The 26,886-nt window shown below is 64.0% G+C and carries 22 protein-coding genes, 1 tRNA gene and 1 pseudogene; 7 read left to right on the top strand and 17 right to left on the bottom strand.

Annotation, left to right across the window (positions count from 1 at the left end; all coding sequences use genetic code 11):
- Position 1: 1 nt before the first annotated feature.
- The 3 genes from MU856_RS03280 to MU856_RS03270 all read right to left on the bottom strand — a co-directional run bounded on the left by MU856_RS03280 (position 2) and on the right by MU856_RS03270 (position 5,505).
- On the bottom strand, positions 2-880 hold the full coding sequence (locus MU856_RS03280) for a type II secretion system protein N (RefSeq protein ID WP_062902104.1): 879 nt from the start codon (positions 878-880) through the stop codon (positions 2-4).
- A 173-nt stretch (positions 881-1,053) separates the two neighbouring features.
- On the bottom strand, positions 1,054-3,804 hold the full coding sequence (locus tag MU856_RS03275) for a TonB-dependent receptor domain-containing protein (protein ID WP_062902103.1): 2,751 nt from the start codon (positions 3,802-3,804) through the stop codon (positions 1,054-1,056).
- A gap of 78 nt (positions 3,805-3,882) precedes the next feature.
- Positions 3,883-5,505 carry a hypothetical protein gene (locus MU856_RS03270; RefSeq protein WP_062902102.1) on the bottom strand — a complete coding sequence of 541 codons (1,623 nt, stop codon included), beginning with the start codon at positions 5,503-5,505 and terminating at the stop codon, positions 3,883-3,885.
- 318 nt (positions 5,506-5,823) lie between these two features.
- Here MU856_RS03270 and MU856_RS03265 point away from each other — a divergent pair.
- Positions 5,824-5,910 (top strand) — tRNA-Leu (locus MU856_RS03265).
- Between the two features lie 188 nt (positions 5,911-6,098).
- Here the strand turns inward: MU856_RS03265 and MU856_RS03260 are convergent.
- Positions 6,099-7,802: a recombinase family protein gene (locus MU856_RS03260; protein ID WP_062902101.1), complete on the bottom strand. Its 1,704-nt coding sequence runs from the start codon at positions 7,800-7,802 to the stop codon at positions 6,099-6,101.
- A complete protein-coding gene (locus tag MU856_RS03255; RefSeq protein ID WP_082819923.1) occupies positions 7,795-7,932 on the bottom strand; it encodes a DUF2924 domain-containing protein in 138 nt (45 codons plus the stop codon). Before MU856_RS03255 ends, MU856_RS03260 begins: the two co-directional genes overlap by 8 nt.
- Positions 7,933-8,026: 94 nt before the next feature.
- On the opposite strand from MU856_RS03255, the gene MU856_RS03250 reads away from it, so the two are divergent.
- Positions 8,027-9,390, top strand: a protein-coding gene (locus MU856_RS03250) for an IS3 family transposase (RefSeq protein WP_412072812.1) whose coding sequence is annotated in 2 segments (ribosomal slippage) — positions 8,027-8,374 and positions 8,377-9,390 — 1,362 coding nt in all. Because the reading frame shifts where the segments join, the coding sequence is not laid out codon by codon here.
- Positions 9,391-9,471: 81 nt separating this feature from the next.
- A pseudogene (locus MU856_RS03245) lies at positions 9,472-10,487 on the top strand (IS3 family transposase); the annotation flags it as partial.
- Positions 10,488-10,662: 175 nt separating this feature from the next.
- Here MU856_RS03245 and MU856_RS03240 read toward each other — a convergent pair.
- Genes MU856_RS03240 through MU856_RS03230 form a run of 3 tightly spaced genes read right to left on the bottom strand, consistent with a single transcriptional unit; the run spans position 10,663 to position 14,498 of the window.
- Complete coding sequence (locus MU856_RS03240; protein WP_263588362.1) at positions 10,663-11,856, bottom strand: NnrS family protein; 1,194 nt, start codon at positions 11,854-11,856, stop codon at positions 10,663-10,665.
- Positions 11,853-14,105: a nitric-oxide reductase large subunit gene (locus MU856_RS03235; RefSeq protein ID WP_263588361.1), complete on the bottom strand. Its 2,253-nt coding sequence runs from the start codon at positions 14,103-14,105 to the stop codon at positions 11,853-11,855. Before MU856_RS03235 ends, MU856_RS03240 begins: the two co-directional genes overlap by 4 nt.
- Before the next feature lie 42 nt (positions 14,106-14,147).
- Positions 14,148-14,498, bottom strand: coding sequence for a cupin domain-containing protein (locus MU856_RS03230; protein ID WP_003039377.1), 351 nt, complete (start codon positions 14,496-14,498; stop codon positions 14,148-14,150).
- Positions 14,499-14,796: 298 nt separating this feature from the next.
- On the opposite strand from MU856_RS03230, the gene MU856_RS03225 reads away from it, so the two are divergent.
- The 4 genes from MU856_RS03225 to MU856_RS03210 all read left to right on the top strand — a co-directional run bounded on the left by MU856_RS03225 (position 14,797) and on the right by MU856_RS03210 (position 19,978).
- Positions 14,797-15,504, top strand: coding sequence for a Crp/Fnr family transcriptional regulator (locus MU856_RS03225; protein WP_003039380.1), 708 nt, complete (start codon positions 14,797-14,799; stop codon positions 15,502-15,504).
- Positions 15,505-15,864: 360 nt separating this feature from the next.
- Positions 15,865-17,349 (top strand): peroxidase family protein, encoded by a 1,485-nt coding sequence (locus MU856_RS03220; RefSeq protein ID WP_263588360.1) that lies wholly within the window; start codon positions 15,865-15,867, stop codon positions 17,347-17,349.
- A 524-nt stretch (positions 17,350-17,873) separates the two neighbouring features.
- Positions 17,874-18,782, top strand: coding sequence for a tyrosine-type recombinase/integrase (locus MU856_RS03215; protein ID WP_263588359.1), 909 nt, complete (start codon positions 17,874-17,876; stop codon positions 18,780-18,782).
- A gap of 5 nt (positions 18,783-18,787) precedes the next feature.
- Positions 18,788-19,978 (top strand): IS91 family transposase, encoded by a 1,191-nt coding sequence (locus MU856_RS03210; protein ID WP_412072811.1) that lies wholly within the window; start codon positions 18,788-18,790, stop codon positions 19,976-19,978.
- A 293-nt stretch (positions 19,979-20,271) separates the two neighbouring features.
- On the opposite strand, the gene MU856_RS03205 is transcribed toward MU856_RS03210, so the two are convergent.
- The 9 genes from MU856_RS03205 to MU856_RS03165 form a co-directional block, all read right to left on the bottom strand.
- Positions 20,272-21,210 (bottom strand): type IV secretory system conjugative DNA transfer family protein, encoded by a 939-nt coding sequence (locus tag MU856_RS03205; protein ID WP_062902097.1) that lies wholly within the window; start codon positions 21,208-21,210, stop codon positions 20,272-20,274.
- Positions 21,207-21,893: a hypothetical protein gene (locus MU856_RS03200; protein WP_263588358.1), complete on the bottom strand. Its 687-nt coding sequence runs from the start codon at positions 21,891-21,893 to the stop codon at positions 21,207-21,209. The genes MU856_RS03205 and MU856_RS03200 overlap by 4 nt, the downstream gene beginning before the upstream one ends.
- Before the next feature lie 252 nt (positions 21,894-22,145).
- The gene (locus MU856_RS03195; protein WP_263588357.1) at positions 22,146-22,556 is read right to left on the bottom strand and encodes a DUF5681 domain-containing protein; all 411 of its coding nucleotides are present in this window, start codon (positions 22,554-22,556) and stop codon (positions 22,146-22,148) included.
- Between the two features lie 119 nt (positions 22,557-22,675).
- Positions 22,676-23,011 carry a DNA-methyltransferase gene (locus tag MU856_RS03190; protein ID WP_062902094.1) on the bottom strand — a complete coding sequence of 112 codons (336 nt, stop codon included), beginning with the start codon at positions 23,009-23,011 and terminating at the stop codon, positions 22,676-22,678.
- Positions 22,981-23,370 carry a hypothetical protein gene (locus MU856_RS03185; RefSeq protein ID WP_263589015.1) on the bottom strand — a complete coding sequence of 130 codons (390 nt, stop codon included), beginning with the start codon at positions 23,368-23,370 and terminating at the stop codon, positions 22,981-22,983. Before MU856_RS03185 ends, MU856_RS03190 begins: the two co-directional genes overlap by 31 nt.
- A gap of 20 nt (positions 23,371-23,390) precedes the next feature.
- The gene (locus MU856_RS03180; protein ID WP_062902092.1) at positions 23,391-23,864 is read right to left on the bottom strand and encodes a hypothetical protein; all 474 of its coding nucleotides are present in this window, start codon (positions 23,862-23,864) and stop codon (positions 23,391-23,393) included.
- The gene (locus MU856_RS03175) at positions 23,861-24,184 is read right to left on the bottom strand and encodes a ParB/Srx family N-terminal domain-containing protein (RefSeq protein ID WP_062902091.1); all 324 of its coding nucleotides are present in this window, start codon (positions 24,182-24,184) and stop codon (positions 23,861-23,863) included. Before MU856_RS03175 ends, MU856_RS03180 begins: the two co-directional genes overlap by 4 nt.
- Before the next feature lie 189 nt (positions 24,185-24,373).
- A complete protein-coding gene (locus MU856_RS03170; RefSeq protein WP_202988258.1) occupies positions 24,374-24,682 on the bottom strand; it encodes a hypothetical protein in 309 nt (102 codons plus the stop codon).
- Between the two features lie 111 nt (positions 24,683-24,793).
- Entirely contained in the window at positions 24,794-26,848 is a 2,055-nt protein-coding gene (locus MU856_RS03165) for a S46 family peptidase (protein WP_263588356.1), read from the bottom strand.
- Between the last annotated feature and the right edge of the window lie 38 nt (positions 26,849-26,886).

Genomic DNA, 26,886 nt, shown 5'->3' with positions numbered 1-26,886 from the left:
CCTATTGTTTCGAAAGGAACAGGGCGACGGGAACGACGCTCGCGCCGCGCTCGACCTCGAGCGAGACGCGCGCGCCGGGCGCAAATTGGCTGGCGAGCGCGGCGGCATCGGCGGCCGATCCGATCGGACGGCCGTTCACCGAACGGATGACATCGCCGGGGCGCAGGCCCGCAGCGCGGAAGACGGCGCCGTCGCCCTGCGGCTGGACCGAAAGGCCGGTGACCTTGCCGCCTTCGGTGCGCGGCGCGAAGCCGATGCCGGCCTTGAGCGCGGCGGGCGACATCTCGCCGCTCGCGGTGGTGCCGTTGGTCGCTGCACCGGGGGATCCGACCTCGGGCGTCGGGGCGGGCAACGGCGCTGCGGGATTGGCGACCGGCGCGTCGCCGCTTTGATCGAGAAACAGGCTTTCGCGCGTGCCGCCGCGGTCGAGGAGCACATGGTCGAAGGCGACGCCGACCAGCTTGACGCCCGGCGCGATCTCGTCGCCGACGGCATAGCTGTTCTGTAGACCGTCATCGCTCGCGATGATCGCGGAGCCCCCGCCGGTCGCTTCGTTGAGATTGATCCCGAACAGCGTCAGGCCAAGCGAGGTGACCGTCGCGCTGGCCGGCCCTTGCGGCCCGCTGCGGAAGAAGGGGTCGAAGCTCGAGAAAATCGCGCGGCGTTCGGCCGGCGATGCGATGACCGCGGTCTGCGGCTGCCACGCGCCGAGCGGGGCGAGCGGAACGATCAACGCCCAGAGGAGATTGACGCATTGCCAGATCAGCAGTGCGCCGAGGATGACGACGCCGATCAGCGGCGCGGCATCGCGCGGCGCCCGCCTGCCGGCACGCAGCCAGTGCGGCAGCCGAACGGCCGATCCCCTCATCAGCGTCGCCATGACCCTATCTGTCCCCCAGCTGAAACCTATCTCGCGAATCGCCTAGGCGCCGTCCGTGACAATCAGTTGACGGGAAGATTACAGTTTTTTGTCAGAGGGGCGAGTCCGGGCTGGCGCCGGCACCCGCCAGTGCCGCCCCGGCGCTGCGGCCGGAGCGGCTGGCAAGGGATGCCTCAGAATTTCAGCGACCCGCCCAGCGAGAAGGTCGTGCCGGTCTTGTACAGGTTGTAATAGATGCGGTTGTCGCCGCTTTCCTGCATTTCCTTGTATTTCGTACCGAAGATGTTGCGGGCCTCGAACTTGAGTTCGAGTTCCTTGCCAAACAGCGGGATACCCTGGCGCGCGACGAAATCGACCTGGATGCCCGGCCGTTCGAAGATGTCGGGCTGACCCGACGGGCCGCGCCGCGTGACGCGATCGGATGCATAAGAGATCAGGAAAGTCTGCTGCGACAGCTTGTCGGTGTCTTCGAGGCCGAATTCCAGATTGACCAGATGATCCGACTGGCCGGTCAGCGGCGCGCCGTCGCGGTAGAACTGACTCGCCAGCGTCGCACCGGTGAACGGATAAGCCTGAACGGGATCGGTCGGCCCGACCTTCAGCTTCGATTGCGACCAGGTGTAGTTGCCGATCAGCACTGCGCGGCGGCTGGCCCAGAAAGCCCCGTTCATACCGCTGAGGTCGAAATATTTCTGCGCCTCGAACTCGACGCCATAAAGCGTCGCCTCGGGCGCGTTGGCAAAGCGCGTCGTCACGCTGTTGCCGTCGAAGCTGGCGTAGGTTTCGATCGGATTCTTGATCTTTTTCCAGAAGCCGCCGAGCGACACGCGCTGTTCGGGTGCGAAATACCATTCGAGGCGCGTTTCCGCGTTATAGAGCTGGCTGTCGACGAGCTGCGGATTGCCCTGGAACGTGCGGTTGCTGTCCGGATCATAATAGGTCTGGAATACCAGCTCGCGGAACTGCGGCCGCGCGATCGTCTTCGACCCGCTCAGGCGGAATTGCAGCTGCGGCGAGATTTCGTAGGTCAGCGTCGCGGCAGGAAGCAGATAGTCGCGCTTGAGGTTGGTCGCCGGCGGCAGCGTCGGGTTGACCGTATAGACCTGCACCGCGCTCACGCCCTGATCGGCGCTTTCGTAGCGGGCGCCGATGTTGAGATTGAGCTGGTCGGTCAGATCGGCCTGGAGCTGAACATAGCCCGCATGGTTGCGCAGCGTCGCCTTGAAAGTCGGGTTCGACCCGGTGCTGTCGACGAGCGCGATCCCCGTCGCAACGGGGTTCGCCGGACAATCGGGCGCAACCGTCGCATCGACGCCGGGGAAGCAGATCACCGCCTGCGAGAGCAGCAGGTCGGGGCGCAGCAGCGAAATGCCGAGCGGAATGTTGTTGTTGCCCTGGAACAGGAAGTCGCGGCGTTCGGTGACGCGGTTGGTATCACTGAAGGCGTAGCCGAGGATCAGCTTGACCCGCGCCGCCAGATCGTAGGTGACGTCGATACCGGCCGAATAGAGATCTTCGTTGAGGTCCGAAAAGGCGATCGTCGCGCTGCCCGGCCGCTGGCCCGTGTTCAGCGTGTTGGTGAAGAACTGCCCATAGGGATCGGTCGGGCTGTTCGAACGGCTGTACATGAAGCTCAGCTCGAACGGCGCTTCGCGCTGCGAATTGGCGTAGCCGGCGCGGATATCGACGTCGAGGCCGTCCATCGGCTTGAACTCGCCAACGAACTGCGTGTCGATCAGCTGGCGGGCGTACCAGGCCGTGTCTTGATACTGGAAGCTGACGCCGGGATTGGCGTCGGCGGTGTCGGGCCGGTCTTCGGCACCCAGGCGCGCCTGTTTGATCGTGTCGCGGATATAAAGGTTGGTCCAGCGGATCTTGTTATCGCCGAATTCGAGGCTGAGACCGAGCAGCGCGTTGGCAACGACACGGTTGTCGGTAACGACGCGGCGGACATTGGTGTTGAGCGACGACAGGTCGAGCGCGTTCGCGGTCTGCTGCGCAATATCGCGCGTGCGCCATTTGGTCGTGTAGCCAGCGGTCGCGATCAGGCCGAGTTCGGCATCGCCGATCGTCCAGGACTTGCCCCCGGTGACGTTCACGCCCCAGTTGACCGGCATATTGTTGTTCTGCTGCAGCACCGCATTACTGGCGTTGACGAACTGGCCGGCGATCGCCTGCTGATTGACGCTGGGATCGTTGATGCGCAGCCCCGATGCGCGCCACGCCGCATAGGCGGGCGGCAGATTGCGGCCACCGTCGCCGAAGCCGGTCCAGTCGCTGCCGGTGCCATAATAGGTGTAACCGAGCTGCCCGGTGGTTTCCGAATTGCCGCCGATGCTGCCGCCGATGGTCAGAAACGGCTCGCGCGGAACCGCCTTGGTCGTCAGGTTGATCACGCCGCCGCCGAATTCGCCGGGGAAATTCGCCGAATAGCTTTTCTGCACCAGCGACGAGGCGATGATGCTGCTGGGGAAAATGTCGAGCGGGACGACGCGCTTGAGCGGTTCGGGACTTGGCAGCGGCGAACCGTTGAGCAGCGCGAGCGAATAGCGATCGCCAAGGCCGCGAACATAGACGAAGCCGTTGCCGACGACGCTGAGGCCGGTGACGCGGCCGAGCGCGCCGGCGATATTGCCTTCACCCGTACGCGCGATGTCGGCGGCGCCGAGCACCGAGACGACCTGCGGCGCGGTGCGCTCGATATTGGCGCTGCGGCGGCCGGTGACGACGATCTCCGCGCCGGGGATCGAAATGTCGGTATCGTCCTGTGGTGCCGGTTCGGCAGCGTCTGCCGGCGCCGCGTCCGCGGCAGCCTCTGCCGCGGGTTCGGCCGGAGCGGGGTCGGTCTGCGCCATCGCCGTGGCGGGCGCGACGAGCGCCGTGGTGATCAAAAGCAGGCTGGCGAGCCGGTACGGCTTGGACATGGCGGTTTCCCCAGAATCCGGATCAGATATGCGGGAGGGGACGGCACGCGCCGCCCCCTCCTGGTCGACGTTTCAATCTCAGCTGGTCGGCAGCGAGGTGCAGAGTCCGCTGTTGCCGGTGCCGAAGCTGGCGGTGCCGCTGTTGCAGGTCCAGCCTTGGTACCAGGTGTCGTTGGCGTCCTTGACCGCGCCGATATAGGTCGTCTTGTCGAAGAAGCCGGCGCGGGTCAGTTCGATGCTGTTGAAGGTCTGGCCGTTCAACGTCGACATATCGAACGGCGTCACCGCCGTTTCGGTCGCGCCGTTGACGAACAGGCTGGTCAGCGTCGGAACATAGGTATCGCTGTTGCCGTTGCTGCCGGCACCGAAGATCGCCTGCACCTCGGCCGCGGTCACGCCGCTGCCGATATATTTGGTCGCCGCACACTGCATGAGCACCGACTGGAATACCGGCGCGCCAAATTCGTCGATCGCCGCATTCTGCGTCGCCGAAGCCGTCTGCGCGCGGCTGATGCGCAGGCAGGGATTGTTCGGGCTAAGCAGCACACTGTTGTAGATGCCGTAGTCGGTGCCGCCGCGCAGCAGGATCGATGCCTGGTCGGCCGAGGCGTTGGGCGAATTCTGGTAGAAGACAAAGTTGGCAACGCGCGTGTTCTGGCGCGGATTGTCGCCGTCGAGCGCGTTGTCGGTATCAGCCTCGATCATCGCGTCCCCGATGTTCGCGCGCTGGACGACGATCCCGTACTGGAAGTTCGCCTTGGTCCCGACGTCGGTGTCGAGATTATCGTCCTCGGCGCCGATCGCGATGAAATATTTCATGTGCGCGTGGCCACCGAACACTTCGACCGCATCGTCCGAGCTGTTGTACGACATGATATGGTCGAGCTGGGTGCCCGAACCGACGCCCTGCAGCGTCAGCGACTGAAGCTCGCTGTTCGACGACAGGATGTAGCCCGAATAGCGGATCTGGACATAGCTCATGCGGCCGCTGCTCTCGCTGTTGCTCGCACCGCCATAGAGCGCCGGATCGACGGCGCCTTCGGTCTGGCGCTCGCACGCCGTCGTGCCCGGGGTCGCGCCGCTGGTGCCGCAATCGGTGATCTGCGCGCGGCCGCTCAGCACGACGCCGCCCCACTGGCCCGACGAATTTTCGGTGTTCAGGCCCTGGACGTTGTCGCGGCTGGTGAAGATGATCGGCAGCGTCGGGGTGCCGACCGCCTGGATCGAGTTGCCGCGGTTGACGTTGAGCCACGACGGGCCCGATTCGCCGTATAGCATCACGCCCGGCTCGATCGTCAGCACGACGTTGGTCGTGCCCGACGTCGCCGCGCCCTGATCGGTGCCGACATCGACGCGGCCGTTCATGCGATAGACGAGACCGGCGATCTTGGGCAGCGTCACGCTCTTGTTGATGCGCGACGGCAGCGTGCAGACGCGGAACTCGCCGACGGTCGGATTCTTGATCGTGCCGCTGTCGGTCAGGCCCTGCGGATCGGAAATCGTGGGACAGCCCGCGGCCGGGGTCACGCTGGGCGTCGGGGTCGGCGTCGGGGTCGGCGTCGGCGTGGGGGTCGGCGTCGGATTGATGATGATGGTGCCGCCCTCACCCGGCGACGCGATATTGTCGGCGCCGCAGGCTGCCAGGACAGAACAGGCCACGCCACTGAGCATGACCAAACGAACGCGCGCAAAAGCCGCCATGAAAATCTCCGTTCCCCGTGTGCGCGCCCTCGGCACGCTGCTGAACATTCATCCGCGAACGAGAAAAGGAATCGCCCCTCGCCCCCGGTGACGCCGCCACTAGGGTGATTCGATGACGGTCTGACGGTAGAGCCATGACAGTTGAGTGACTCTTCGGAGTCGTTTCGATGACATGGCGCGAACCTGCGCCTCTGCGCCGCCGCACCGATTGCGCGATCCCGAAAAATAATTGCGCGGTGCTCGCTTGCATCGCCAACAAAGCTTTGCTAGGCGCCCGCTCCTACCTGGTGCCGGACCCGATCCGGACCATCATGATGTGCGGTCGTGGCGGAACTGGTAGACGCGCAACGTTGAGGTCGTTGTGGCCGAAAGGCCGTGGAAGTTCGAGTCTTCTCGACCGCACCATACAGTCCGGCAGGACTTCAAAAATCGGCAGTTATCTGGGATCGCCCCGCAAGGGCGCGCCTTTCTGCGCATTTGCGCCTCGGCTGATCCGGACTGCAGTCAGAGACCCGCAAAACTCGCCATCAAAACGGCAAAAAGGAAGCCCGGTCTCTGCCGGGCATTTTTGTGACTGCAGTCGATAGTTTGGTTCAGAACCCGAGAGCGGCGCGTTGCTCCCGCCAGCACAGCGGTAGATTTATGGTGGTCAACATATTGGGAGTGAGCTTGGCAGGCTGACGCCCCTCAACGATGGCTGTCACGATATCGGGCGCGAGGCACGACAGGCCGACCAGCTTTGCAAGACGCGTACGGCACCTGCCATGATCCGAAGCAATCGAGGCCATCGCTCGTCCCGGATTCTCCAGGACCAGCTTCCGTGCCGCATATGCTTCTGCAACAAGCTGGACCAGCTTCTCGTCGCGCTCTCGTGGCGGAACCGCGGGCGTCGATGGAGGCAAGATCAGCCGCAGCGCATGTCCGCGCCTTACCTTGACGACTGGACAATGCAGGACGATCTCATCGACTGCGCCCTCCCCGCTCCGCACCTCGAGCAGCCCAAGTTGGACTCTCAGTCCCACGGTGCTGACGGTGATGGCTATGTTGTCCCGAGCGAGGTCGATGCGGCGAACAATCTGTTCGATGGCGTCCCGGCACTCACCCGTCGAGTGCGAACGAAGTTTTGCAGCCATGCCAAGAGCAGACGACAATATGGCGCTGATGATTTCAGCGCTGCGATTCTCAGCCATCCCGATGATCGCCTGCTGATCCTCTAGGAAGGTCGCGAGACGGCTGCGGACGAGGGGCTCGATATCCGACGCAGTGACGCGCCACGCAACGCCACCTTCGGCATCAGTGCGCGTTTGATAATAGCGATAACGCCTGCGCTGTGCGGACATGCCAGTGTTTCCTGCTTTTCGCGTCGAGTGACTCGGAGACATTGGCCGCCCTTCCCCGTCATAGAGAAGGTTGATCAGTAGGCTCGGCCAGCGTGCTCCGTGCTGGCTCGATCCGCCCTGCGACCGGTTGGCGAGTGTCCGCTGGACCTCATTCCACAGCTCTTCCGATACGACCGGCTCATGCTCGCCTGGGAATGCTTCGCCCTTGTGAACGATGTCCCCACGATACATCCGGTTCGCGAGCAAGTGGTAGATCGTACCCCGGCGATAGAGGCACCCGCCCTTGTGCGGACCGCTAGTCCGGTTCTGCACCTTGGTTCGGTACCCGTCAGCGTTCAATTCCTCGACGAGCATCCGGACCGAGCCAAGAACAAGATAACGCCGCATAATATGGCGAACCTGTTCGGCCTCCTGTGGTTCGATGATGAGCTTGCGGTCGCGGGCAACATAACCGAGCGGCACCGGACCACCCATCCATATGCCCCTGCGCTTCGAGGCCGCGATCTTGTCGCGGATGCGCTCGCCGGTGACTTCGCGTTCGAACTGGGCGAAGGATAGGAGCATGTTCAACGTTAGCCGGCCCATGCTTGTCGTCGTGTTGAACGACTGGGTGATCGACACGAAGCTGGCGCCCCGCTGATCTAGGATATCGACAATCCGCGCGAAGTCCGAGAGGCTCCGTGTCAGACGGTCGATCTTGTAGAGCAGGACAACATCGATTTTCCCGGCCGCAACGTCGGCGAGCAGTCGCTTCAAGCCTGGCCGCGCCATGTTGCCGCCCGAGAAGCCTCCGTCATCGTATCGATCCGGAATTACCTTCCAGCCCTCGTGGCGCTGGCTCGCAGCATAGGCGACACAGGCTTCATATTGGGCATCTAGACTATTGAACTCCTGCTCTAGACCATCCTCGGTGGATTTGCGCGTGTAGATTGCGCAGCGAACGATCCGGTCAGCCACGACGTGTGGACATCCCGAAAAAGCGCGGCCCCGACCAGTGCGCTCCGGTCACTTCGCGAGCTATATGGCTCAGCGACTTGTAGGTTTGACCTTCCCACTCGAAGGTGTCTTCGCGGACCAGCACCTCGATGGTCCGGCCTGTCCGCCGTCAGCGCCAATGGCGCAGATTTGAGGTTGTGATTTAAGGAGGATTTGGGCTTCGTCGTAGTGACGAAGGAACGAAGATGAAGCCCAAATCCTCCTTGAAAAAATCGGCGCCGAAGGCCCCAGCGGAGCGGGTGGTGAAGGACATACGGCGTGCGACGCGCCGGCACTTCTCTGCAGAGGACAAAATCAGGATCGTGCTGGAGGGGCTGCGCGGCGAAGACAGCATCGCCGAGCTGTGCCGCAAGGAAGGCATCGCCCAGAGCCTGTATTACACCTGGTCGAAGGAGTTTATGGAAGCGGGCAAGCGTCGTCTGGCCGACGATACCGCCCGAGCTGCGACCACCGGCGAGGTGCACGATCTGCGCCGCGAAACCCGTGCCCTGAAGGAATGCGTGGCCGACCTGACGCTGGAAAACCGTCTGCTCAAAAAAAGCATGATCGCGGATGGGGGCGACGAAGAATGAGGTATCCCGCATCTGAGAAGCTCGAGATCATCAGGATCGTCGAGCAGTCGCATCTGCCCGCCAAGCGGACGCTGGACCAGCTCGGCATCCCCCGCCGGACCTTCTATCGATGGTATGACCGCTACCTCGAAGGCGGGCCGGAGGCGCTAGAGGATCGGCCATCGGCGCCGAGCCGGGTGTGGAATCGCATCGGCAACGATATCCAGCAGCAGATCGTCGAGATGGCGCTGGACGAGTCCGAGCTATCGCCCCGCGAGTTGGCTGTGCGCTTTACCGACGAGAAGCGCTACTTCGTGTCGGAATCGACGGTTTACCGGCTTCTGAAAGCCCATGACCTGATCACCAGCCCGGCCTTCATCGTGATCAAGGCGGCCGATGCGTTCCACACCAAGACGACGCGGCCGAACGAGATGTGGCAGACCGACTTCACCTACTTCAAAATCATCGGTTGGGGCTGGGTGTATCTGTCGACCGTGCTCGACGACTTCTCCCGCTATGTCATCGCCTGGAAGCTTTGCACCACCATGCGCGCCGGGGACGTCACCGACACGCTGGAACTGGCGCTTGAAGCCTCGGGCTGTTCGTCAGCCAGGGTCGTGCAAAAGCCCAGGCTGCTCAGCGATAATGGTCCGAGCTACATCGCCGAGGAGCTGGCCCAATGGATCGGTGCCAACGGTATGAGCCATGTCCGCGGCGCCCCGATGCATCCCCAGACCCAAGGCAAGATCGAGCGCTGGCACCAGACCCTCAAGAACCGGATCCTGCTGGAAAATTACTTCCTGCCCGGCGATCTGGAGACCCGGATCGAGGCCTTCATCGACCACTATAATCACCGCCGATATCACGAAAGCCTCGGCAATGTGACGCCCGCCGACACCTACTTCGGCAGGGCAGACGCCATCATCCAACAGCGCGAAAGGATCAAACGGAAGACCATCGAACACCGACGCTTGCAGCACCGCAAGCTCGCCGCTTAATATCAACCCCAGGACGAGGCCCGCGCTCCGCTAATCAACGCCGCGATCTGCGCCAAATGTTCTGACGACAGACAGTCTGCTCAAAAAAAGCATGGTCGCGGATGGGGGCAACGACGAATGAGATATCCCGCATCCGAGAAGCTCGAGATCATCAGAACCGTCGAGCAGTCGCACCTGTCGGCCAAGCGCACGCTGGACCAACTCGGCATCCCTCGTCGGACATTCTACCGCTGGTATGATCGCTACCTCGAAGGCGGGCCGGAGGCGTTGGAAGATCGGCCATCGGCGCCGAGCCGGGTGTGGAACCGCATCCCGGTGGGCATCCACGACCAGATCATCGAGCTGGCGCTGGAACAGTCTGAGCTGAGCCCCCGGGAACTGGCCGTGCGCTTCACCGATGGGCAGCGCTACTTCGTGTCGGAATCCACGGTTTACCGCCTGTTGAAGGCCCACGACCTGATCACCAGCCCGGCCTATGTCGTGATCAAGGCTGCCGATCAGTTCCACACGAAAACCACGCGGCCGAACGAGATGTGGCAGACCGACTTCACCTACTTCAAGATCATCGGGTGGGGCTGGATGTATCTGTCGACCGTGCTCGACGACTTCTCGCGCTACATCATCGCCTGGAAGCTGTGCACCAACATGCGAGCCGAGGACGTCACCGACACGCTGGACCTCGCCCTGGCGGCTTCTGGTTGCGACAGCGCCACGGTGCTGCACAAACCCCGGCTACTCAGCGATAATGGCCCCAGCTACATCGCGGGTGAGCTGGCGGAATACATCGAGGCCCGGAAGATGAGCCATGTCCGCGGCGCCCCGTGTCATCCCCAAACCCAGGGCAAGATCGAGCGCTGGCACCAGACCCTGAAAAACCGCATCTTGCTGGAAAACTACTTCCTGCCCGGCGACCTCGAAGCCCACATCGAGGCCTTCGTCGAGCACTACAATCACCAGCGATACCACGAGAGCCTGGCCAACGTGACGCCTGCCGACGCCTACTTCGGCAGGCTCCGGCAATCATCAAACTGCGCGAAAGGATCAAGCGACAGACCATCGAACATCGGCGCTTGCAGCACCGCAAGTTCGCCGCCTAACATCAACCCCCTGACGAGGTCCGCACTCCGCTAATCTACGCCGCGAGTTGTGCCGAATGTTCTGACGACGGACAGTCCCTTGCCGCATGGCAACCTCCCCTCCTTGGCCCCGCCCTCGCTGGCGGGGTCCTTCTTTTAGGCCCGGCGTGCTGACAATCGCGGCGGCAGCCGGCTTCTATCGCGGCCGCACCGCCATTGGCACATAGACGAGCAGGAACAGCAGGAAAGCCGCCGCCCACAGCCCGCCCGCGGCCGCAATGACCGTCAGATAATCGAAGGGCAGCAGCGGCGCGACCACGCGCAGCAGCGCGCCCGCGTGAACGAGAATATAGATGAGGACCGTCGCACGGTCGGCCTCGAGCGGACAACCGGTATGGCCGCGCGTCGCGCGCGTCATCACCGCCAGCGTCATCGCCCCCATCGCGCCCGCCCCGAGCGCATGAATCGCGCTCGACACCGGCAGCACCGGATGCAGCGTCGCGCAGCCGAGCAGGATCAGCCCCGTCGGCAGCCACGCGTAGGAGATGTGAAGGACGAAAACGAGCGGATCGCTGAGCGCCTTCATCCCCGCCCAGCGCGCGAGGCGAATGAACTGGAGCACGCCCGCCGCGATCAGCAACCCGGCTGCGATGGCGCTGGCTGGCTCCGCGACCCACGCCGCGAGCGCGAGCGCGGTGGCGCCGATCACCGCCATGTCGAAGCGGTTCGGCAAGGTCGGCAGGCCCTCGCTGCTCCCCCGTCGCATCAGCCAGTTGCGCGTGAAGGCGGGGGTGATGCGCCCGCCGATCAGCGAGATCAGCAGCAGGATCAGCGCAAAGCCCAGATGCACGCCGAGCGCGGCGTCGGCGAGCGCCCCCATCATCGCGGCATGATCGAGCGCGCAGGCGGCGGCGAACAGGAAAAGGATGATCAGGATCGGCTTGTTGCGGTTGCCCGAGGCGAAAATCTCGCGCGCCGCATAGGCGAGCAGAATCAGCAGATAGACGACATCGAGCACCGCGCCGACGAGCGGCGGCACCGTCGCCGAAAAGAGGATCGCCAGCCGCGCCGCCAGCCACAGGCCGCCGACCGCCGCGACCCGCCAGCCCGTCACCGTCGGCCGCCCGGTCCAGTTGGGCATGGCGGCGCTGACGAAGCCGCCGATGATCGCCCCGAGATAGCCGAACAGCATCTCGTGCTGGTGCCACGCGAGCGGCTCCATCGCGATCGGCAGCGTCAAGCGCCCGCCAAGCGCGCCGACCCACAACGTCACGACGACGACCGCCCACAGCGCGCCGCATCCGAAGAGCAGGCGATAGCCGCCGCGCAGCCAGAGCGGCGACCGCGCTCCGGCATCGGGCGCCGCGGCGGCCATCATCGCCATATTCATGCCCGCGCGCCCTTCCGCCACAGGCCGAGGATCACGACCTGCCACGCGATCGCGACCGCGCCGACGATGAACACCACGTCGCCGAAGGTGCGGACCCAGCGCAAGGTTTCGAGGAAGCCCTGCTGCAGGAAGGTATCGCTGCGCGCATACCACATGCCGGTGGTCACGCTCGCCTCGAACTGGAACAGGCCGACCGGCAGCAGGCTGGTGAAGATCATCAGCACCAGCCCCGCGTTGAGCCCCCAGAAGCCCGTGCGCATCAGCCGCTCGTTGAACGCGATCTCAGGCCGGATGTAGCGCAGCACCAGCAGGGTGAAGCCCAGCGCGAGAAAACCGTAGACCCCGAACAATGCCGCATGGGCGTGAACCGCGGTGGTGTTGAGCCCCTGGAGGTAAAAGAGCGCGACCGGCGTGTTGATCATGAAGCCGAAGACCCCGGCGCCAAGCATGTTCCAGAAGGCGACCGCGACGAAGCATATCAAGGGCCAGCGCAGCGAGCGCATCCACGGCGCGCGGTCGCGCAGGCTCCAATGCTCCCACGCCTCGTAGCCGAGCACGATCAGCGGTACGACCTCGAGCGCGCTGAACGCCGCGCCGACCGCCATCACCGGGGTCGTCGTCCCCGAGAAATAGAGATGATGGAAGGTGCCCGGCACCCCGCCGACCATGAACAGCGAGGCCGAAGCGAGGCTGGCCGCGGTCGCGATCCGTTTCGACACGAGGCCCATCGAGGCGAAGATGAAGGCGATGGCGGCGGTCGCGAACACCTCGAAAATGCCTTCGACCCACAGGTGGACAACCCACCAGCGCCAATATTCCATGATCGTGATGTGGGTGCGCTCGCCATAGAAGAGGCCCGAGCCGTAGAAGAGCCCGATCGCGACGGTCGAGACGGTGAGCAGCAGGAGCAGGCTCCGGTCGCCTTCCTTTTCGCGCCGCAGCGCCGGCATCATGCAGCGCAGCATCAGCACCAGCCAGACGAGCAGCCCGGCGAACAGCGCGAACTGCCAGACGCGACCGAGGTCGAGAAATTCATAGCCCTGATGCCCGAGCCAGAATCCGAGCCCGTCCGGCATTTCCTGCGCGATCGACAGGTAGTTGCCGCCGAACGATCCGACCACGACAAGGACGAGCGCCCAGAACAACAGATCGACCCCCAGCTTCTGATGCTTGGGATCGCCGCCGTGGATCACCGGCGCAAGAAACAGCCCGGCAGCGAGGAAAGCGGTGGCGATCCACAGCACCGCGCTCTGCACATGCCAGGTGCGGGTCAGCGCATAAGGAAACCACTGCGAAACATCGATGCCGTAAAAGCTTTGCCCCTCGATCGTGTAATGCGCGGTGAAGCCGCCGATGAACACCTGAAAGACGAACAGCGCGAGCACCACGAACAGATATTTGCCGAGCGCTCGCTGCGACGGGGTCAGCGCCGCGAGCGTTAGCGGATCCTTGTCGGCGGCGACGAGCGGCGTGTCTTCGTGGCGGCGCAGAAACGCCCAGCCCCAGATCAGCGAGCCCACGCCCGCGATCAGGATGACGACACAGGCGAGCGACCAGAGAATATTCTCCGGCGTCGGCTGGTTGCCGATCAACGGCTCGGGCGGCCAGTTGTTGGTATAAGTGGCAACCGTCCCCGGCCGCTCGGTCGACGCGGCCCACGCGGTCCAGAAGAAGAAATCGGTCAGCTTCTGCCGCTTCTCCGCGCTCGGCAGCGTATCCTCTTTCATCGCATAATTATCGCGCATTTCGCGCAGCGCCGGATCGGTGCCGTAGAGCGCGTCATAATGCGCCGCGACGATCGCAAGCGCGCGGGCGCGGCGGTCCGACACGGTGACGACGCCGGTCGCCGGATCGAGGGCGTTATGCCGATATTCCTGCTTGAGCTGATAGGTCAGCGCCGCCTTCTGCTCGACGGCAAGATCGTCGAACGGCTTGCCATAGCCGTCCTCAGCCGCAAGGCTCAGCCAGGCGGTGAGTTCGCGGTGCAGCCAGTCGGCCGACCAGTCGGGCGCCTGGTAGGCGCCGTGGCCCCAGATCGAACCGAGCTGCATCCCGCCGGTGCTCTGCCACGCCGCCTGCCCCGCCATGATATCGTCGTGGGTCATCAGGAGCGCGCCCGAGGCGCTGACGACCTTCGCGGGGATCGGCGGCGCCTTGCGATAGACTTCGGCGCCGGCCACCCCCAATATGGCGAAGGTCACGGTCAGCACCGCGATCAACGTCCACCAAAGCTTGCGATATTCGCCCATTGCAACCCCCTGTTTCTAAGCCATTATCTGCAGAACATGCGATTAGCCCGCCGGCGCCGCGGCCTCGGCACCGGGTTCGTCGAACAGGATCGTCAGCAGCAGCGACGTGTCCGCGACCGCTGCGAGCGCATGCGGGGTTCCCGGTTCGAGGAATAGCCAGTCGCCCGCCCGAAGCTCGGACGGCGAGCCGCCCTCGAAACGCACATGGCCCGCGATGCAGTATAGCGTCATCGATCCCGTGACCTGATGCGGGGCGATCGAGCTTCCGGCGCGAACGACGAGGTGAATCGCCTCGAATGACGCGGTGCGCGCGAGCGCCACGCTGTGCGTGGCGGCGTCGCCAACCGGTCCGAGCCGGGCAATGTCGCCCGAGCGGCAATGGGGCTGTGCCATCGTCAGGCGCGCACCCAGCGGCGAGCGAGGCGCCTTGCACGCGCGAGCGTCTCACCGATCGACCGGCGCAGGAGCAACACAGCGCCATCCTGTCGTAAGGGCGCGGAGCGCCGCAGATCGAGCGGTCCTGATCCGATCACTTCTCCGCATTCGGGACAGACCATGCCATCCTCCTTCGCCTGTTTTCGCCGGGGTCCTTCCGATCCCCGATGGCGACGCTTCTAGCACAGGCGCGACACGCCGATTTGCGCTGGCGCAAAGAGCTCCACTTTTGCTCCGGCGCCGTTAGAAGCGAGTCATGGCCGCCCGAACCTCCGTCGATCCCAGGACGATCCGCACTCTCGCGCTGCTGGCCGGACTGCCGTCGGCCACGCGCGAAGAGGTGATCGCATCGGGACGGTTGCGCGAACTGCCGCATGACACCCGCATTTTCGGCCAGGGCGAGCGCGCCGGCCGCGCGCACGCGCTGCTCGCAGGCTGTGTGCGTATCTCGCAGGTTGGGAGCGACGGCGAAGAGATACTCGTGCGTCTTATCGGGGCCGGCGAGATTTTCGGCTGCGTCCCGTTCCTCACCGACGGGCTCTATCCCGCCGATGCGACCGCGATGGTCGACTCGGTCGAGATCAGCTGGGATCCCGCCGATCTGCTCGCGCTGATGCGGCGGCAATCGCAGGTCGCGATCAACATGGCCGGCATCATCGGCAAGCGCCTCGGCGAAGCGCAGGAGCGATTGCGCGAGCTCGCGACGCAGAGCGCCGAGCGCCGCATTGCGCGGACGCTGCTGCGCCTGCTCGAACAGGCCGGCTGCCGTGACGACGAGGGCGTGCGGATCGCCTTTCCGCTCCGGCGCAAGGACATCGCCGACATCGCGGGGACCACGCTCCACACCGCGAGCCGAACGCTCGCCGAATGGGATCGAAGGCGGCTGCTGGTCAGCCGGAATCAGCATCTGACGATTGTGTCGGAGGCGGAGCTACGGCGCATCGCCGAACGGACGGCGGACTGAGCGAGGTTGCTGAACCAGCGGCATAATCCGCATCCGTAAGCCGAGGCCCCCGCGCTGCCCGGCTCGGCGGCGCGACGGACCGGGAACCACACCGCTTGCGCGGTTGGAAGGCTAGCCCGCTTTTTCCCGATCGAAACGCCGGCCAATCCGTCAGACAGACCGCGCGCACTTGGTCGCGTTAAAGCACCTCCCTGTCAGCCTAACGCGGCATTAAGCCTCTTTTATCTTTGAAAGCGCCCGTCGCGCGCGCAACCTGCCCGTCTTGGTGTCGTGCCAGAACAGCGGATGCGCGCCGTCTCCTTGACGGCGAAGCCCTCCCAAAAATCGCAACAGCATAGCTAGATAGCAGGAGAGACTGCCATGCCTCGTCACGGCGTATATCCGCGCGACATCGTTCCGCCGCGCTCAAAATATTCCGACGCTGGCCGCTTCGGCCGCATGTTCGGCGAATTGCCCCCCTTCGCCGCCGATACCCCCGATGTCCGCGCCGCGCTGATGGAGATCGGCAAGCCTGGCGGGATCATGGATTCCAAGGACAATCTGGCCAAGACGCCCGCCGAGCTCATCACCAACCCGGCGCTGTCGGCGAAGAACAGCGACAACCCCAACCTGACCGCGGGCTTCACCTTCCTCGGCCAGTTCCTCGACCATGACATGACGTTCGACCCGACCTCCAGCCTCGAACGGCAGGCCGATCCCGAACAGATCGCCAATTTCCGCACGCCGAGCCTCGGCCTCGACAATGTCTACGGCGCCGGGCCGGGCGGCAGCCCGCATCTCTACGACACGCGAGGCGGCAAGGGCGGCAAATTCCTGCTCGAAGCGACGGGCACCGCGAACAAGTTCGACCTGCCGCGCAACAGCCAGAAGGTCGCGTTGATCGGCGATCCGCGCGATGATGAAAATCTCATCATCAGCCAGCTCCAGGTCGCATTCCTGAAATTCCACAACGAGGTCGTCGATTATGTGAAGACCAAGATCAAGCTGACCGGCTCCGACGAGATTTTCGCCGAGGCGCAGCGGATCGTGCGCTGGCATTATCAATGGATCGTAGTCCATGAGTTCCTGCGCCGGACCTGCGGCGATGCGGTGGTCGACGATGTGCTGCAGAACGGGCGCAAATATTACAGCTGGCACAACGAGCCCTATATTCCGGTCGAATTCTCGGTCGCCGCCTATCGTTTCGGGCACAGCCAGATCCGCCCGTCCTACCGCGCGAACTTCACCGGCAACGGCGGCAATCCCTTCTTCGCGATGATCTTCAAGCCCACCCCGTCGGACCCCGACGATCCCGACGACCTGTCGGGCGGCTGCCGCGCGCCGCGGCGTTTCGTCGACTGGCCGACCTTCTTCGACTTCGCCGACGGCAATGTGAAGCCGAACAAGAAGATCGACACGACGCTGTCGACCGCGCTCTTCCGCCTGCCGGGCTCGGTGGTGCCCAACCCCGATCCCAAGACCAACCCGGCGTCGCTCGCGCAGCGCAACCTGCTGCGTCACCTGACCTTCGCGCTCCCCTCGGGCCAGCGCGTCGCCCGCGCGATGAAGCTGCCTGAGCTGTCGAAGGGCGACCTTGCCGACCTCAAGCCTCACGGCTTCGACGACCGCACGCCGCTCTGGTTCTACATCCTCCGCGAGGCGCAGACGGTGGAGAATGGCGAGCGGCTCGGCCCGGTCGGGGCGCGGATCGTGACCGAGGTGTTCCTCGGGCTGCTCCACGGCGACAAGGGCTCCTATCTGGCACAGGATCCCGAATGGCAGCCCTTCCTGCCGACCGTCGATGCGTCGAAGACGGGCGACGATTTCAGGATGGTCGACCTGCTGCATTACGCGAAGGTTGCGTAGAGAGCGGTCCGCGAAGATTGGCCGCCGGCATCGTGCGCCTATTGCCGGCGGCCAATTTGTGCCCTCCCCCCCCCCCCCCCGCCCGGGATTATCGCCTCGCGCGGATGCAGCCTGCCGGGGGAGATCCATGCCGGTGTCGCCGAAATAGGACATCTCGTCCTGAACGTCCTTCGAGTAATTCTCTCGATAATGCCGAACGATTGCATCAAGCTTGCCGCCGCCGGTGGCATTTATCAGCTCTATCGGTGTTCCATGGCAGTCCGTCGACGCTCGATAGCCCCGACCACATTGGGCTCGGGTGTGAGGCGGCCGGCACTCCGTCATTGGCTCGTCCTGTCAGAGTCAAATATATGCCTACATTCGCAGGAATACCTTGTCCCAACAAGAGGTAGTGGCCGGTGCACGAACCGCTATCGCGGATTGGCGCTAGCCTCGATGTAAAGCGCTGAGCGAGCGCCGCGCCTGATTGAACGTCTGCGGCCACAGGCAGACCCTTTCGACTCCTTCAACTGAGGAGTCGAACGATGAATGAGCTTATCCAGATTGGCCCGATCAGCCCGCTGCGCCAGCGGCTGATCGACGACATGACCATGCGCCGCTTCTCGAAGGAGACGCAGCGTAACTATCTTCGCGACGTCGGGCGGTTCGCGACCTGGCTCGGGCGCTCGCCCCACACCGCGAGCGCCGAGGATATCCGGCAGTTCCAGATCGAGCAGCAACAGGCGGGCGTCCCGGCGCCGACCATGAACAGCATCGTCGGCGCATTGCGGTTCTTCTTCACGCACACGCTCGACCGCCCCGATCTCGCGCGCAAGCTCGTCCGCACCAGGCAGGTTCGCAAGATACCGGTCGTGCTGACCATGGCCGAGGTGAAGCGCCTGCTCGATGCGACGCGCTCGCTCAAGCACCAGGCCGCGCTCTCGGTCGCTTACGGCGCGGGCTTGCGCGTCGCCGAGGTGTCGGCGCTGAAGGTCAGCGATATCGACAGCAAGCGGATGCTGCTCAGGATCGAGCGCGGTAAAGGCGGCCGCTACCGCAACGCCATGCTGCCCGAAGGGCTGCTCCTGCTCCTGCGCGACTGGTGGCGCGCCGGACGGCAGCAGGGCATCCTCGTTCCCGATGGCTGGCTGTTCCCCGGACAGAGCGCCGCGGCTCCGATCAGCACGCGCCAGCTCTACCGCGTCGTCGTCGAAGCTGCGGAGGCCGCGGATATCGACAAGCGCGTCGGACCGCATACGCTGCGCCACAGCTTCGCCACGCACCTGCTCGAGGATGGCGTCGATATCCGCGTCATCCAGGCGCTGCTCGGCCATGCCAAGCTAAACACCACCGCCTTCTACACGCAGGTCGCGACCAAGACGGTACGGTCGATCGTCAGCCCGCTCGACAGGCTCGCGCTCGCATCGCCCAGCGAGGATGCACCCGACGGCTGAGGCTGATGCGCGCCTCGCTCGAGGTCGCCGACATCTTCCGTGCTGCTGGCCCTGCCTATCGCACGTCCCATACCGGGCACCTCAGCCTGCATCAGCTGAGGATCATGTCGGCGATCGAACATTGCCGCACCGCCGCTTTGGGTGGCCACGTCGAGGCTTGCACCGACTGCGGGCACTGGCGGATCGCGTACAACAGCTGCCGCAACCGGCACTGCCCCAGATGCCAGGGCGCCGCCGCGCGTAGCTGGCTCGAAGCGCGCGAGGCCGATCTCCTCCCGGTCGGCTACTTCCACGTCGTATTTACCCTCCCTGCCGAGGTCGCCGCGATCGCCTATTACAACAAGGCGCTGGTCTATGACCTCTTGTTCAAGGCCGCGGCCGATACGATGATGACCATCGCCGCTGATCCCAAGCACCTCGGCGCCCGGATCCGCATCACCGCCGTCCTCCACACATGGGGCTCGGCGCTGACCCATCATCCGCACATCCACATGATCGTGCCTGGCGGCGGCATATCGCGCGATGGAACACGCTGGATATCGGCGCGCCCCGCCTTCCTGCTCCCGGTCCGCGTCCTTGGGGCCCTGTTCCGACGCCTGTTCCTCACCCGGCTGCGCGCCCTCCATGACCGCGGGCAGCTCGCATTCTACGGCAGCATGTCGGATCTTGCCGAGCGGCGTGCATTCCTGCGGCACCTCTCACCCGTCAGGAAGAAGCGCTGGGTGGTCTATGCCAAGCCGCCATTCGCGGGCCCCGAGGCCGTGCTCGCTTACCTCGCGCGCTACACTCACCGCGTCGCCATACCGAACAGCCGCCTTCTCCGGTTCGACGAAGCCGGGGTCACCTTCCGCTACAAGGATTACCGCAAGGCCGGCGCCGGACGGCAGCAGGTCATGACCCTCGCCGCCGACGAGTTCATCCGCCGCTTTCTCCTCCACGCCCTGCCGCGCGGGTTTCACCGCATCCGCCACTATGGCCTCCTCGCCAGCGCACGCCGCAAGGATCATCTCGAGCGCGCCCGACGCCTGCTCGATGTCGCGCCTCCACCGACCGTCGAGCCCGCCGACGATGCAGAGCCCCGACCGACCTGTCCGTGCTGCGGCGGCATCATGATCATCATCGAAGTGTTCGAGCGCCGCTATCAGCCCCGCGCGCCGCCACCGCCATCCCTCGCACCCGGGACACATGCGCCGTGACCCGGCACGGCCTGGCACCGACACGATCCAGCGCGCACCCGCGCCTGGAAGCGGACCCGCTCGCGCCGGTGCTGCCCAATAGCAGACGCCGGAACCGCAAAATCGGACGGTCCGACTTTCAGCGTCCGCTTTCGCGATCTAAATTCAGACGGTCCGATCTCAGATACGTCCGATTTTGGGCAGCAACGTCCAGCACCATGACCTGCGCAAAACAGTTTTCCCCATAGCTCGGCTCATGATCACCGCGGTTCGGGCACCGAAGACTTTCTGACGCCTCCCGGCGTCTGAAACTCTCAACGTTTGCAGTCGGGCCGCTTTTGGCGGAATGTTGAGAGAAGCGGACTGTCGCCTCGCCCGGGTGACCATGGCTGGCGGCAACCAAAGCTGGCCGCTCGATCTCTTAACGGAGCTTCCGAAAAGCATTCGTTACCGGCTATGACACACGCCGCGAAGGAACGCGCAGGCCCGCGCAGGAAGTCGATCGCTTCCTGCGCAAATGCGACGATGCCGCCAAGGGTTTCCGGTGCGCTGATCTTGAAGAGCTGGCCCGTATTGCGCGCCTCGGGATGGCGCGAGCCTTCCAGGGCCTCGACGAGCAAAGCCCCGTTGCTCTCGGCTGCGCCGTTCACGATCTGCCGCAGCCGGCCCAGATTATGGTCTGACTTGGGCATATCGGTCAGCAGGTGAAACAGCGCCCCGACGAGCAACTGGCGCGCGCGCCCCTGCCAGAATTTGTCGCGGTCATTGGTAAATGCGAGCAATTGATCGATGAGAACATGCGCCTCATCGACGGCCGTCGCCGAATGCGGATCGATCAGATCGAGCGGGTTGAGACAGTCGCCGGGAAAGGATGTAATTCCGATCGGATCGAGCACGATAACCTGCTGCCCGAGCTCGCGCCGACGGCGTGCGGTAATCGCGGCATTCTCGCCCTTGGGGTCGATGACGATCGCGGGTCCCCTGTGCCGAAGCAGCGCCGGGACCACGCAGCCGATGCCCTTGCCGGCACCGGTCGGGGCGATGGTGATCAAATGCCCCTCGCCTTCGAGAAGTATGGGGCGCGCGGCAAGGTCCGACGCGCCTGCGTCGGCGCCGAAGCTGAATCCGATCGGCCGCTGCCTGGGACGGGTCTCGAGCGACCAGCCGACGAGCAAGCCATCGCCTTCGATGGTTTCGGGCAATTTGAGCGTGGAGGGGGTCTTTGCCCCGAACTGGTCGGCCAAGGCGCTCATTGCGATGCTCCTGCGCCGGTCTGGCGATAGAATATCCCGTCGAACCGGATAGGATGATCGGGAAGACCGTCGGTCAGCAGCTTGTCGTCGATCATGTCGACGAGGCCGTAGGTCGAGATCAGAAAGGTCGCCTCGAACAGCGTAGCGCCGAAGAGAACGAGTGCGTGAATTTTCCATCCGTCGCGCTGGCGGACGGCCTCCAGCGGCCTCGCGAGCGGGACCGCGCTTTCAGGCAAGTCGAACGGGTAGATGAGCTGCTGGAGCCGGCCGGGCGATTCGATGATAAAAAATGGCTTGTCCTCCATCCGGACGGCGCTGCAGAACACCCGCAGATAATCGCACACGGCCTCGGCCTTTTCGATCCGGATCGATATGAGATCGTTGACATCGTGGAAGATGCGCGATGTGCCATCGAGTATATGCGGACCGTGAGGGCCGTAGAGAAAGGATATGACCTTCGAGGCTGCATCGGTCTCCTCGATCAGCGCATCCACCCACATCCAGTCCGGCCAGAATAGCAGCGGATGGACGCGAAACGCGCCGATCGCGCCGGGCGGACATGCCGCGCTTGCAAAGCTGCCATCGCGCTCCAGCACCCCGCGAAACGCATCGGCCACATCTTCGGCGAGTTCGTGCCAGGGCCCGACCAGCGGTGGCGTCGGCCAACGCATATCCAGAATCATGCGAACTTCATCCCCTGCAAATGGCTTCGCCTTGATCGACCCGCGCGCATTCAGAAGGGACCCCATGGCTCCAACGGGCGTCGCGGTTCATTAAAGTTTCTGCCATTCTCTCACGCGGATAGTCGGACGTCCTTGCGCAAGTTTCAAGGATTTCTAAAGGCGTAGAGACCTGAGCGCCGAACCGCAGCGCTACCGCTCGGGCACCGCGTACCGCCCGGCACGCTGATCTCCTCGGCGGTTTCCCGCCTAACCTCATCCCAACTCGTCATCGACATTCTTGACGCGGTACTTCGACTGCTGAATTGCGGCAGCCGCACTCCATTGCTCCAACGGCATCTTGCCGGGCACGACCAGGACGCCACAGAGAGTGTCAAGTTTGCCAACGCCCGCATCGGCGCGCAGCTTGGCAAGATGCCGGCTTGCCGGCACATCGCCCTTGGCGGCTTTCCGCTGCATCGTCATCAGGTTGAGCTCGAGGGGGGTAACGGGCCGACCGTTGATCTCGACCACTTCATTTCCAACTCTTTCAAGAATGGACTTCAGGTCATTGTCTTGCGGAACCTTGGGAGGTCGACCTGTTGGATTGCCGGATACTCCCTTTTTGAACTGGTGCTGCTTCGGCGGCTTGCCGTAGCCGACCTTGTAATCATCTTCGTCGTTCATCGATTTCTCCTCGTGCCGATGTCGAAGACGCGTGGCACGAAGTTCCCAGAACTTCACTCACGGCAATAGCAGCACAAATGAAATGAGCGGCGCGGGCATGACGCCCGCGCCGCTCATTCTCATTCTTCCAGGTCCGCGACCATTTCGGACAGCTCGTCGAATGTGCTGTCCGATCCGGCAAGCGTCGCCTTGCCGCCGGTCAGATGCTGCCAGCGCCGGATCGCGACGTCGACATATCGTGGATCGAGTTCGATCGCTCGAGCCCGCCGACCCGTCTGCTCCGCCGCAATGATGGTCGTTCCCGAGCCCGAAAACGCGTCGAGGATGACCCCGCCGCGGCGCGAACAGTCGCGGATCGCGTCGGCAACCATCGCCACGGGCTTCACCGTCGGATGCATCGCGAGTTCCTCGTCGCGATCGGCCTTCAGCGAATTGACGCCCGCATAGTCCCACACGTTGGTCCGGTACCGGCCATGCTGCCCGACGTAACGACGACGTTCTTTCTTCCCTCGGCGTCGCCCTTGATCGCGTATTCGAGTGCTTGCGCCTGGTGCTCGCGGAGCGCAATGCCTGGTTTGCCGAACACCACCTGCCCTAGTCGATCGCCAGTCCAAGACGACAAGCCCGCGCGCTCACATGCCTCTGCCACCGGCGTTACCGACGGATAGACCGGGACCGCCTCAAGGAGCGGCTCCTGCGCCATGACGCCAGGCTCGAGCAGCAATTTCTTACGCTCGGCCATGATGGCTTCATCGCGCATCCAGAATGCCGTGTCGTAGTAGCGAAGATACGCGTCGCGGACGTAGTTCATCACGGTGCGGGGTGTACGCGAAATCACGACGGCAACTCTCCGTTGTAAAGAAACTCAAGGACGCGCGAGGCTACGTCAGGGCCGACGTCGCGATAGATGGAAAGCCCTGGCTCGATGCGAGGCAGTGATCCCGAACACGCGACGAGAGCCCGGCCGGGCAAGCCTTGCGGTTCACATCCCAGGACGCTTGAGAATTCCCTCGATGCCTCGTCGTACGCGTGGAGGCGCACGCCGGCGGCACGTGCCGCGGCTAGTTTAACGAGCTCATAGGAAGCGCTGTAGGTCGCGCCCGACGGCGCCCGGTAAAAATAGGTGGTGCCAGCATAGCTTGCCTTGAACGCACCGTGACCTACGACATCCTGGCCTGTGCGCCACCGCATCGACAAGAGGTCAAAGCGCTCTAGTGCGGCACTGCCCATGGTCGCGGGGGAGAACGCGTCTTGCAGGCCCCCGCTATTGATGCTGAACGCCGCCAATTCCAGCGCCGCGTCCTTCACGATCGTGACGCGCCTCGCGTGTACGTCGGCAAGTACATCAGCCTGTTCGCCGCCACCGCATAAGCCCGCAATTGGTCATCGCTAAGGTGACCGGCTCGCACGACCGGCAGGCGGTTGAGGCCAATTTGCCCAGCTGCGGCAACCACGGCTTCGCCGCAAACGATGCGGTTCTGGCTGTCAACCAAGACAGGTTCGATACAGCCCCGCTCTTTCAACGACCGAGCGATGAGATCGACTTGCTTTGGGCTGTGCTTACGGTAGGCGCGAATGCGCGGCTTGATCTCGCCCGGCGCGAGGAACTCCAACTTGATATTTTCCATGATAGGACAATCCAACTGGTCACGCCGCATTGGCGAGACTTCTGTTGTCCTTGGCGGGGCGCTAGGCTCTTTGGCCTGCGATCGGAGCAATTACTCTCGTTCCCAATATTAGCCAGCGCTCATCTGGAACGCAAGCGTCCGTGCGTTGTCTGGCTCGCGCGCCAGCGTGATCGCGCGCGGCTACGGTGATCAGGCATCTTTGTTTGGCGCTCGTTTCCCTGTTAATTTGTAACCCGCGTTCATGCGCGCATCTTGGGAAACCATTGCAATCCCTGCCCGTTTCAGCCTTTTGTGATGCTTCGAAGGGAATTCAGTCAGCGATTTTACGCTGTAATGTACATAAACAGCGAAAATCTCGCGAAATTTGCGCTTCAAATTGAGAGAGCAAAGCTCGGCGGACTGCGTGGCGCACCAAACAGTCCTGCGGGACTTCAAAAATTGGCATTCACTTGGAATTACCCCGCGGGGCGCGCCGTTAGCGTCGGCGCTTTCGGCCATTGTTGTCGCGCTTAAGCCCGACCATCGAGATGAGTCCGCTGCGGCGGGCGACGGTTAGTCCGCCGCCCGCCGCAACCTGTCTGCATCACCTCCGCGGCGAAGCAGGCATCGCTATTTGCCCGCAAGCTCCTTCATCAGCGCCGGCGCGGGATAGATGGTTTCGAGCGCTTCCTGCACCGCAGCGGTCGAAACGACCACGGTACGGTTGAGCGTGCCGTCGTAACCGTAATTGCCGCCGAGCGAGTGGATATTGCCGTCGAACGCGGCGCCGATGACGGTACCGGCCCTGTCGATCACCGGCGAGCCGGAATTGCCGCCGATGATGTCATTGGTCGTCACGAAGTCATAGGTGACCGCCGGATCGATGGCCGCCTTTTTCGCCGCAAAAGCCGGGGCGAGGTCGAACGGCGGGTTGCCCGTCGCGCGGTCGAAGGTGCCACCCATCGTGGTTGCGATCGGCACCGCATTGCCGCGCTCCATCCAGCCCTTCACCTGACCATAGGAAATGCGCAGCGTGAAGGTCGCGTCGGGATAGAGCGTGTCGCCATAGGCGGCGAAGCGCGCGTCGGCGATCTTGCCGCCGGCGACCGCAAGCGGGCCGCCATAGGCTTCGTCGACCGCCTTCTTGAGCGCGCGCTGGCGCGGTGCGAGGCGCAGCGCGAAGCGGATCATCGGATCGTCGCTGGCCTCGATCGCGGCGAGTCCGCCGTCCCACAATATCTGACGATAGGCGGGATCGGCGAGCTTCGATCCTTCGACCAGCCGCTTGGCAAGCTGCTCGGGGCTTTCCTGACCGAGCAGCAATTTGGTGTCCGGATCGTCGGCACCCAGATATTCACGCGCCTTCGACAGGCTCCATTCGAGCGTCAGCTCGTCGAGCCAGGGATAGACCGGCTTCGCATCGAGCAGGCTCTTCTTGGTCAGCGGCAGAGCGCTGTCGGTGTAGCCGGGCAGGCGCTCGCTATTGGGCTTCGAGCGCTCCTGCGCCGCATAGACGAGCGTTTCGGCATAGCCATAAAGATCGCTCATCGGATTGGTGAAGCGCGCCGGCAAATAGAGCGAGCGATAGGCGCCGACCGCCTTGTCGACCGACGACCAGGGATCGCCGATCGCGGCATTCCCCGCGCTCTTCTCCTTCAGCTCGTCCTCCTTGGCGACCAATGTCGCGGTGAAGTCCGGGTCGTTCAGCGCCTTCTGGCGGCCGATATAGACTTTCAGGCTGTTTTCGAGCCCGTTGAGCAGATCGAGCCCTTCGCGCTCATGATCCTTGCTTTCCTCCATCGCGCGCAGCAGGCGGCCGCGCAGTTCGGAATAGGTCGTCACCGTAATCGGCAGGCGCAGTTCGCGCTCGAACGCAAGCTGGCTGGTCGTGTAGAGCCGGCTGGTCGAACCGGGATTGCCGACGACGAAGGTCATCTCGCCCTCACGCGGCGCGCGCGGGTTCCATTGCAGGTGCGCGGGCGTCGCGACCGGCTTGCCATTCTCGTAAGCGCGCAGGAAGCTTGCATCGAGCGAATAGCGCGGGAAGTTGAAATTGTCGGGATCGCCGCCGAAGGTCGCGGCGCGATCCTCAGGCGCCCATGCCAGCCGCACGTCGGAATATTTGCGATATTTGTAGAGCTTGTACTGACCGCCGCCGAACAGGGTGACGACCTGGCAGCGCGTCTTGTCGGTGTCGGGACAACCGCTCTTTTCGATTTCGGCGATCTTCGCATCGCGCGCCTTCGTCAGCGCTTCGCCCGCGAGCGATCCCATCGCCGCCTTGAGGGCCCCGGTCACGTCGCCGATGCTGGTGACGACCTCGGCCTGCTGACCGGGGCATTTGAGCTCCATGTCGCGGCGGTCGGCGACATACCCGTCGTTGAGATAGTCGGCGCCCGCCTTCGAATTGTCGAACAGGCAGCTTGCGACGCAATGGTGGTTGGTCAGGATCAGGCCTTCGGCCGATACGAAGCTTGCCGAACAGCCGCCAGTCAGACGCACCGCCGCCGCCTGCACCTTGCCCAGCCACGCCTGGTCGGGCGCCCAGCCATACGTCTGCTTCACCTGCTGCGCCGGAAAGGCATCAAAGGTCCACATCCCCTCTTCGGCGAGGGCGGGAGGGGCAAGCAGAGCAGCGCCGGCGAGCGCGGCCGCGGCGAACGAAATGGGGCGATATCGGGTCATTGGCAAAATCCATCATTTGAATCATCGACATCCCGCGC

Source organism: Sphingopyxis sp. GC21, assembly GCF_025727575.1.
Lineage (GTDB): Bacteria > Pseudomonadota > Alphaproteobacteria > Sphingomonadales > Sphingomonadaceae > Sphingopyxis > Sphingopyxis terrae_A.
This window is presented reverse-complemented; position numbering and strand designations above follow the sequence as displayed.